Raw genomic sequence first — 9,371 nt, 5'->3', positions numbered from 1 at the left:
TGGACTTCTGTCAAGAAAGTGGACACCTAAATAACGAATACATGTCAGATTACCGTAGCCTTTTCTTCACTTTTCAAATGATAGATGATACCGCGGAGGCATCAAGCCCAAACCACTTGACCCCTCCACGGAATCATCTGGCTAGTCGCTAAGTGATGAAAAGGCAACTTACTGCTTCGATAAGTGCTCTTTCTTTTATGCCGCATGCTGCCTATCGTATTTTTGCTTGAACGCTACCGGAGATATAAAACCAATGGATCCATGTATTCTTTTTCGATTATAGAAAAGCTCTATATAACGATAAATCTCCGCGTAAGCTTGCTCCTTCGTTTGAAATCGTTGACCTCTCATTAATTCTTTTTTGATTAGGCTGAAGAACGATTCTGCACAAGCATTATCATAACAATTTCCTGTACGACTCATGCTTGCCTCCATACCAAATTCTTTCAGTTTGTCCCGGTACTCCGTAGAAGCGTATTGTGTACCACGGTCGGAGTGGTGAAGCAAGCCTTTTTCTGGGTTTCTTAACGTATAAGCATCTTCTAGTGCTTGAAGAACTAATGACGTTTCCATATGTCCATCTAAGCGCCAACCAACTATTTCACGAGTATATAAGTCCAGAATCGCAGCTAAATATAAGCGCCCTTGTCGACAAGGGATATAGGTGATATCAGCTACCCATATCTTGTTTGGTTCTGGTGCTGTAAAGTGTTGATTTAACCTATTAGGTGCTACAGGATCATCATGATTTGAATGCGTTGTAGATACTTTATATGGCTTAGATACACAAGATCGTAAGTTTAGTTCTTTCATGTACACACTAACGGTTCTTTCTGTTACTTGATATCCTTCTTGGACTAATAGCTTTGTGATTTTGGGACTACCATATATACTGTCAGCATCGTAATAATGGTATTTAATTCGTTTCTTTATGGCTTCCCTACGTATTTCTTGTGGACTCGGCTTATGCTTTCTCCATTTGAAATAACCGCTCGTAGACACCTCTAATACTTTACACATCTTCTCCACTGAAAACACCGAGCGATTGTCTTCAATGAATAGAAACTTCATTTTTTTGGTCTGCTGAAGATGTGCACCGCCTTTTTTACGATAGCCAATTCTTCCTCGGTCTCCGCTATTTTCTTGTCTTTTGCCTTTAGTTCCCGTTCTTTTTCCTTTAGTTCTCGCTCCAGTTTCTTTAAACGTTCTTCCACCACCACCGGTTCGTTTTCAAATTCGCGATATTTACTCATCCATTCATGCAGACAACTTAGTGGAACCTTGATATCTTCCGCAATCTCTGTCATGGTTTTCTTTTGCTTTTGCTCTTGCGCAAACTTTACCGTTTCTCTTTTAAACTCTTCACTGTATCTTTGCCGATGTTCTCTCATGGAACCCCCTCCTCATTACTTTTATCATATCAAATTATGATTTTCGTTAAAGGGGTGTCCACTTTTTATTCTAACTTCATCTATTCCGCTATTCATTGAAAATAGTGCTCATTTTAGCCAAAATGAACCAAATAAGGGATTCAATGTCCGCTAACATTGAAAAACAGGTGATTTTCAGTTAACTAACGTACTAAATGTCCGCTTCATAAATGCTAGTTCGTAGTTTATATCTAGTGTTGATTTAGGTTTTTATTATGCAAAGACGCATGTGAAAAGTATCCATTTTTTTGCGGGTTTTTTAATTCACTGGACTTAGTCTAACGACGCTCATCTTAAAGCCGGGCATTTGACAATATGGGTCCAGTTGATCTGATACAAGTCGATTGACATTTTGTTTTTCTGTCCAATGAAAGGGAACAAAAACAGTGTCTTTCCGGATCGTGTTTGACAATCTGCATCTCACGATAATCCATCCTTTTTTAGAAGTGACACGAACGAGTGAGTCAGTTTCAATACCATATTTTTCAGCTGTGTGAGGGTGAATTTCTAAAAATGCTTCAAAATCTCTGGCTGCTAATGAAGGACTTTTTCTAGTTTGTTCCCCGGTTAAATAGTGACTCATAACTCGACCAGTTGTTAAATATAAAGGATATTCTTGTGTAATAGTCGGTTTGTTATCAATACTTTGATATGGAATGACAGCCATTTTTGCTTTTCCGTTCTCATGGGCAAAAGAACCTTCAAAGAGTCTGTCTGTTCCTCTATGGTTCTCTGACGGACATGGCCAAAGAATTCCTTGTTCTTGACGTAATCTCTCATATGTGATACCAGAGTAATCAGCCTTGCCACCTTTACTGGCGATACGAAGTTCTTCAAAAATTTCTTCTGCCTGGTCAAAATCAAAATATTTCCCTTTCCCTAGTTTTTGTGCAATATCACAAAGAATTTGCCAGTCGTGTTTTGCTTCACCTTGAATAGGGTAACTAGCTTCGCGTAGCATCACACGTCCTTCGATATTGGTTAATGTGCCTTCATCTTCTAAATAAGAGGTAGCTGGTAAAACGAGATCTGCTAGTTTGGCAGTTTCAGATAAAAATAGATCAGAAACCACAAGAAATTTTAATTTTTGTAAAGCTTTTTTAATCAAGTTTGCATTAGGGTTGGAAATGATCGGATTTGAACACATAACAAACATACTAGTTATCTCGCCAGCAATAATTTTTTCAAACATTTCATAAGCAGATACACCTTTTCGAGGCAGGTTATGTTCTTCAATTCCCCAGACATTTGCAATATATTTACGATCGTTAGGATTTTCGATTAGTCGATAACCAGGAAGCTGATCTGCTTTTTGACCATGTTCTCGTGCTCCTTGACCATTGCCTTGACCAGTGATCGCTCCATACCCAGAATTGCGTTTCCCAATCTTACCTGTAGCAAGTAACAGGTTTAAAAAGCTTCGGACTGTTTCTGTTCCGTTGATTTGTTGTTCAATGCCTCGTGCGGTAAAGATCATCCCTGATGATTCACGGCCAAATACAAGTGCGATTTGATATAATTCATCTAAAGAAACTCCTGCTGTTTTGGCAACATCCTCTAATTTTATCGATTGGATATATGCTCTTACTTCCTCAAAATTTTCTGTTCGTTGTTTGATAAAATCATGATCAATTAAGTCTAGGTCGATTAATATTTTTAAAACACCATTAGCGATAGCGACATCTGTTCCAGGTATATTTTTAATATGGAGATCCGCTAAATTGGTCGTACTGGTTTCCCGTGGATCAATGGCAATAATATAGGTGCCATTTTCCTTTGCCTTTTCAAAATAAGGCATGATAGTAGGCTGACAATCAGCAATGTTAGTACCTGCTAAAATAATACATCTGGTATCTGGCACTTCTTGAAGTGTGTTGGTAAAGCCTCTGTCGATTCCGAATGTCATGTTTGCGCCTGTTGCAGCAGAAGCCATACAAAGTCTGCCATTATAATCAATGTGTTTGGTTTCCAGAGCAACACGCGCAAATTTCCCTAACAAGTAAGCTTCTTCATTCGTAACAGAAGCACTTCCATAAACAGATAAGGCATTTTTTCCATCTTCTTTTTGAATCTTTTCAAAATTCTCTTGGATCATTTGGTATGCTTCTTCCCATGTAATGGGTTCGAATTCACCATTGATTCTCCTTAGTGGTTGCTTTAAGCGATCATGATGGAGTGCATGTTGATGAGCGTTCATTCCTTTCACACATAACCTGCCTTGTGAGGTAGGATTATCTTTGCCAACCGTTTTGTGTTTCTTTCTTGATACGATTCGCTGCTCAATTAACTGCATTTTGCATTGCATGCTACAGTATGGACATTGTGTATCATATATTTGTTCGGATTGAACTTTCTGTTGTTTATCTCGGAAATATTTGAGCATTAGTTCGGTCATAAATATCTTCTTCCTTTCTCAAAATAAGGCTCATTATCAAGGCGCTAACCTTCAACGGGCAAAATGCCTCGCTGATGGAAGTCTTGCTTTATAATTGTGGGTGACGAATCATTAATTGTTTGCGATTTGTTTGATCACTCTTTAAATCATCCAAGAGCATTTGCTGTGTTTCTGAATCAAAGAGAACCTCTCGAATATGGACGATTCCAACACGTTCAATCCATTGTGCGATTTTTTCATTATAATTCGCGGAACGCCGATAATATTGAAGAAATGAAAGTAATACATTTCTCATTTCTTGCGGGTTAATCGTTGCATATAAAATACCTTGGTCAGTTATGAACTCCCATCCATTACCGCTTTGTAAAAGTGCTAGATCAAAATAATGCTCTCCTAATAAATTCTTACAGCAAAATGCTTTTATGGTAAGAGATGTTGGTAAATTCAAAAATTCTGTTTGTTGTTCTATTTCTTGTACAAGCATCGAAAGTTCTTCTTTATCTCTTTTACAGTTACACTCTGGTATTTTTACACTTCGAAGTGATGAAGGGTGGTAACTGTGTAATGTCATATTTAAGGCGCTACAAACAGAAAGCAGGTCACTTTCCTGAATGCCATTTATTATAAGGCGTTGATCAGATGATATGGATATCGTATCAATCTTAAAATCTATCAGGACATTACTAATAACTTTGAATTGTTCTGCCGTTATTTTTCCGCTGTATAACTGCGGTACAATGGTGTAAGTCCCATCCTTCTCAAGAAAAGCATTTGTTTTATGATCCAGAAATAAAAATTCTTCATGCACATAATGTTCCGGATAAATCATTTCCAGATAATAACGAAGAGCAGGACGACACGTAGAACAACCTGTGACATTATTCCATTCTAGTGTTTCCATAATCATATTGATGGATGTTAAATTATGCTGTTGGATTGCCCGAACCACTTCATCTTCTGTTAAGGTAGTACATGAGCAGAAACGATTATCTTTTACTGTCTCATGAAAAAAATCACTCTGTATATAGTCGAGTAATTCCTGTACAATAGGCTTGCATCCACCACATGAGCTAGAGGCTTTTGTGTGTGTTTTCACATCATTAACCGAATTTAGCTTTTTATTTAATACATTCTCAATGATGCAAGATTTGGAAACACTGTTACAAGTGCATACATGTTCATTTCTAGGGAGAGTGGCTGCATATGATTCTTCAATTTTAACCGGTTGTAACAGTTCCGCTTTTTGGTGATCTGGTATAAATTTTTGTTTTTTGATTATGTCCAACAAGCTACCACCAAGTGAGGTGTCACCGTATAAAACCGCGCCAACTGCCTTGTCTTGATCGAATAAGACTTTTTTGTATGTTTCACCAATTTCATCATAGGAATAAATTGCTTTGGTCTGATCTGTTTCCGCTATTTTACCGACAGAGAAAAGGTCAATTCCTGAAATTTTCAATTGGGTATAAACGGTGGATCCCGTATATTTAGCATCTTGATTTGCCAGATGTTGTCCAAGCACTTTTGCCTGTTCATATAATGGTTTTACAAGTCCATATACTATACCGTTATGTTCTGTACATTCTCCGACTGCATATATGTTTGGAATACTTGTTTCCATTTGATCATTGACGACAATCCCTCGCTTGACTTCAATTCCAGATTTATGAGCCAATCCAATATTCGGTTTAATTCCAACTGCCATGACGACCAAATCTGCATCGATTGATGTACCATCCTTAAAACGCAAGCCTTCGACACTTATTTCTCCATAGATTTCCGATGTTTCTTTCTCTAGGAAGAAATGCATACCTTGTCGTTCGAGTTCTTTTTTTAATAAGAGACTTGCTTTAGTATCTAATTGATTATTCAAAAGGCGATCAGCGAGGTGGACGACATCAACTTCCATCCCTAAATTTAATAATCCACGAGCTGCTTCCAGACCTAGCAGCCCCCCTCCTATAACTGCTGCTTTTTTATAATGCTTGGCAGCTTCGATCATTTTTTTACAATCATCGATCGTTCTAAATGTCATAACTCCTTCTTTATCAATACCAGGAAGGGGCAAAATAAACGGATTCGAACCGGTAGCAATAATAAGTTTGTCGTAATTCATTTTTCTTTTTTTATCTGTAGTAATTATTTGCTTTTGATCATCTATTTCGATAACCGTTTCATTCGGATATAGGGTAATTTCATTATCTTCATACCATTGCCAATCATGAATCGTAATATCATCGAACGTTACATCACCCTGTAAAACAGATGACAGCATGATACGACTATAGTTGGTGTAGGGTTCAGATCCGAAAATGGTTATATCGTATAATTGATTGGTTTCTTTTAACAAATACTCGATTGTTTTTAATCCAGCCATACCGTTCCCTATCATAACGAGGTGCTGTTTTTTCATATAGATTGTTCCTCCCAACTTTGAAACTAGATAATTCTAGCATCACATGCAGAATATCATGCGGTTTATTTGTTTTCCTTTTCTCTGTTAGAAAATGTTACGTTCTTTTTTTGCGAATAATTTTAATTTTTTGAAAAATGATGTTAGAAAAGCTAACAACAAAATAGCAACTTTTTTTTTAGAGGTGTACGATGTAGTCAAGTTAAATTTCCACACTCAAATTGGGGGATTCAAAATGGAGAAGAAAAAGCTTGTATTAATTGGGAATGGTATGGCAGGTATTCGTGCCATCGAAGAGATTTTGAAACTGCTACCTAACCAGTTCGATATTACCGTATTTGGTAAAGAACCGTATCCAAATTATAACCGTATTCAATTATCGAAAGTATTACAAGGAGATACGGAGATTAAAGATATTACGTTAAATGAATGGCAATGGTATGAAGATAATGATATTCTCCTTTATCCAGGAGAAACTGTTACAAAGATTGATAAAGACAACCAAAAAGTTTATACCGATAAAGGAAAAGAAACTCCGTATGATCATTTGATTATTGCAACAGGTTCTAATCCATTTATGTTGCCACTTCCGGGAGCAGATAAAGAAGGGGTAACAGCTTTCCGTGATATAGAAGATTGCGAAAAAATGATCGACGCATCGAGAAACTATAAACGAGCTGCTGTAATCGGTGGCGGTTTACTTGGTTTGGAGGCAGCACGTGGTTTACTGAATCTAGGTATGGAAGTAGATGTTATTCATTTGGCTGACTATTTAATGGAACGCCAACTAGATCGTGCAGCTGGCGAATTATTACAGAAAGAATTAGAATCTCAAGGGATGGATTTTTATCTGGAGAAACAAACAGCTGAAATTACAGGAAAAAAACGTGTAACTGGTTTAAAATTTAAAGATGGAGGGTCAATCCCTGCAGATCTAGTAGTCATGGCAGTAGGGATCAAACCGAATGTAGCGTTGGCACAGGAAACAGGAATAGAAGTTAACCGAGGAATTGTTGTAAGTGACCATATGGAGACAAACGTACCAAATATTTATGCAGTTGGAGAATGTGCAGAACATAATGGTATGGTATATGGTCTTGTTGCTCCATTGTATGAACAAGGTCAAGCTTTAGCAAAACATATTTGTGGTATGAATCATCAAGGGTACAAGGGTTCGGTGCTTTCTACACAATTGAAAGTATCTGGAGTAGATGTGTTTTCTACTGGATTAATTAATGAAACAGCTGAAACTAAATCAATCAAAGTTTTTGATGAATGGCAAAATACGTACAAAAAGATATTAGTTAAAGACGATAAGCTAACTGGTGCTGTATTGTTCGGTAATACAAAAGAAGGTACCAAATTAAAAAGTTTGATCACGAAAGGTGCTAATGTAGAAGAGTACTTAGAAAGTCAACAGGGGGCTGATAATGCTGAAAGCGTTGTTGCCTCGATGAGTGATGATGAAATTATTTGTGGTTGTAACGGTGTATCAAAAGGTGCGATAGTCGATGCTATCAAAGCAGATGGTCTATCATCAGTAGAAGAAGTGAAGGGTGCTACAAATGCATCACGTTCATGTGGTACGTGTAAAAATCTAGTATCGGAATTATTAACGGAAACGTTAGGTGACGAATATGAAGCAGATACAAAAGAATCAATTTGTGCTTGTACAGACCTTACTCGTGATGAAGTAGTAGCAGAGATTAAAGAAAAAGGCTTAACACATACAAAAGAAGTAATGAATGTATTAGAGTGGAAAACAGAGGAAGGCTGTTCGAAGTGTAAGCCAGCACTTAATTACTACTTAGGTATGATTTATCCGAAAGAACATGAAGATGAACGCGAATCACGTTTTGTCAACGAACGTTTACATGCCAATATTCAAAAAGATGGTACTTACTCCGTTGTGCCAAGAATGTATGGTGGGGTAACGAACGCAGAAGATTTACGTACCATTGCAGATGTAGCAGAAAAATATGAAGTTGGTATGATTAAATTAACTGGTGGTCAACGTATTGATTTACTAGGTGTGAAAAAAGAAGACTTACCAAATGTTTGGAAGGATTTAGGGATGCCTTCCGGTTATGCATATGGTAAATCAGTGCGTACCGTTAAAACTTGTGTTGGTGCGGAGTTTTGTCGATTTGGAACACAGGATTCTACAGGGATGGGAATTCAATTAGAGAAAAAATTTGAAGGATTAAATACACCACACAAAGTAAAAATGGGTGTATCAGCGTGTCCACGTAACTGTGCAGAAGGTGGAATTAAGGATGTAGGTGTTGTTGGTTTAGATGGTATATGGGAAGTATATGTTGGTGGTAATGGTGGTACCGAGCTCAGGAAAGCTGAATTGCTCGTAAAAGTTAAGTCGCAGGAAGAAGTATTAGAGTATACTGCAGCCTTTTTACAATATTATCGTGAGAATGCTAGTTACCTAGAAAGAACATCACATTACGTAGAACGTGTTGGTATTGAACATATTCAAAAAGTTGTTAATGATGAAGAGCTACGTAAAGAATTAAACGAACGTATGGATGAAGCACTAGGAATTTATAAAGAACCTTGGAATGAAGTACTGGAAAGTGAAACGACACTTAAAGACTTATATGAAAAAGTGGCGACGAAATAATGGATGGGGGAAGCAGAATGGAACAAACAGTACGAAAAGTATTCATCGGGAATTATCAAGATTTGCCTGTGAGTTTGGGTAAAGCAGTAGTTGTGGAAGATAAAGAAATTGCAGTATTTCGTTTATCTAACGGTAATGTGAAGGCTATTGAAAATAAATGCCCCCATCGCGGCGGGGTACTGTCAGAAGGAATGGTAAGTGGAGAGCATGTCTTTTGCCCGTTACATGATTGGAAAATTAACGTATCAGACGGATTAGTGCAAGCACCTGATGAAGGCTGTGTGCAAACCTATAAAACTAGTATCGAAGATAACCAAGTATATGTAGAAATTCCAGAAAAATAACCAACGGAAAAGCCATGTATTTGTACATGGCTTTTCTTATAAATAAAGAGATGAGCAATATCCATAAACTACGCAGTAACGAGGACAAGGATTTCCTCTCTTCCATACTGCATTTTGATGAGTGCTGCCATACGCTTCGGCAGAATACTGCGCT

Annotated in this window: 6 protein-coding genes; 2 read left to right on the top strand and 4 right to left on the bottom strand. The window is 37.5% G+C overall.

The features are described 5' to 3' along the window. Positions 1 to 195: 195 nt before the first annotated feature. The 4 genes from J5J03_RS10890 to nirB (J5J03_RS10875) all read right to left on the bottom strand — a co-directional run bounded on the left by J5J03_RS10890 (position 196) and on the right by nirB (J5J03_RS10875) (position 6,238). Positions 196 to 1,071, bottom strand: coding sequence for an IS3 family transposase (locus J5J03_RS10890; RefSeq protein WP_208585884.1), 876 nt, complete (start codon positions 1,069 to 1,071; stop codon positions 196 to 198). After that, positions 1,068 to 1,391, bottom strand: a complete 324-nt coding sequence (locus J5J03_RS10885) for a transposase (RefSeq protein ID WP_208585883.1) — start codon at positions 1,389 to 1,391, stop codon at positions 1,068 to 1,070. The genes J5J03_RS10890 and J5J03_RS10885 overlap by 4 nt, the downstream gene beginning before the upstream one ends. Before the next feature lie 298 nt (positions 1,392 to 1,689). Continuing rightward, positions 1,690 to 3,825, bottom strand: a complete 2,136-nt coding sequence (gene nasC / locus J5J03_RS10880; protein WP_208589500.1) for an assimilatory nitrate reductase catalytic subunit NasC — start codon at positions 3,823 to 3,825, stop codon at positions 1,690 to 1,692. Positions 3,826 to 3,913: 88 nt separating this feature from the next. Next, positions 3,914 to 6,238, bottom strand: coding sequence for a nitrite reductase large subunit NirB (gene nirB / locus J5J03_RS10875; RefSeq protein ID WP_208589499.1), 2,325 nt, complete (start codon positions 6,236 to 6,238; stop codon positions 3,914 to 3,916). A 235-nt stretch (positions 6,239 to 6,473) separates the two neighbouring features. Here nirB (J5J03_RS10875) and nirB (J5J03_RS10870) point away from each other — a divergent pair, with 235 nt between their 5' ends. Then, positions 6,474 to 8,873: a nitrite reductase large subunit NirB gene (gene nirB, locus J5J03_RS10870; protein WP_208589498.1), complete on the top strand. Its 2,400-nt coding sequence runs from the start codon at positions 6,474 to 6,476 to the stop codon at positions 8,871 to 8,873. 17 nt (positions 8,874 to 8,890) lie between these two features. Then, entirely contained in the window at positions 8,891 to 9,217 is a 327-nt protein-coding gene (gene nirD, locus J5J03_RS10865) for a nitrite reductase small subunit NirD (protein ID WP_018934047.1), read from the top strand. Positions 9,218 to 9,371 lie beyond the last annotated feature (154 nt).

The sequence above is a fragment of the Gracilibacillus suaedae genome, from assembly GCF_017599345.1.
Lineage (GTDB): Bacteria > Bacillota > Bacilli > Bacillales > Amphibacillaceae > Gracilibacillus > Gracilibacillus suaedae.
Note: the sequence above shows the minus strand (reverse complement) of the source record. Positions and strands in the feature narration are given on the sequence as shown.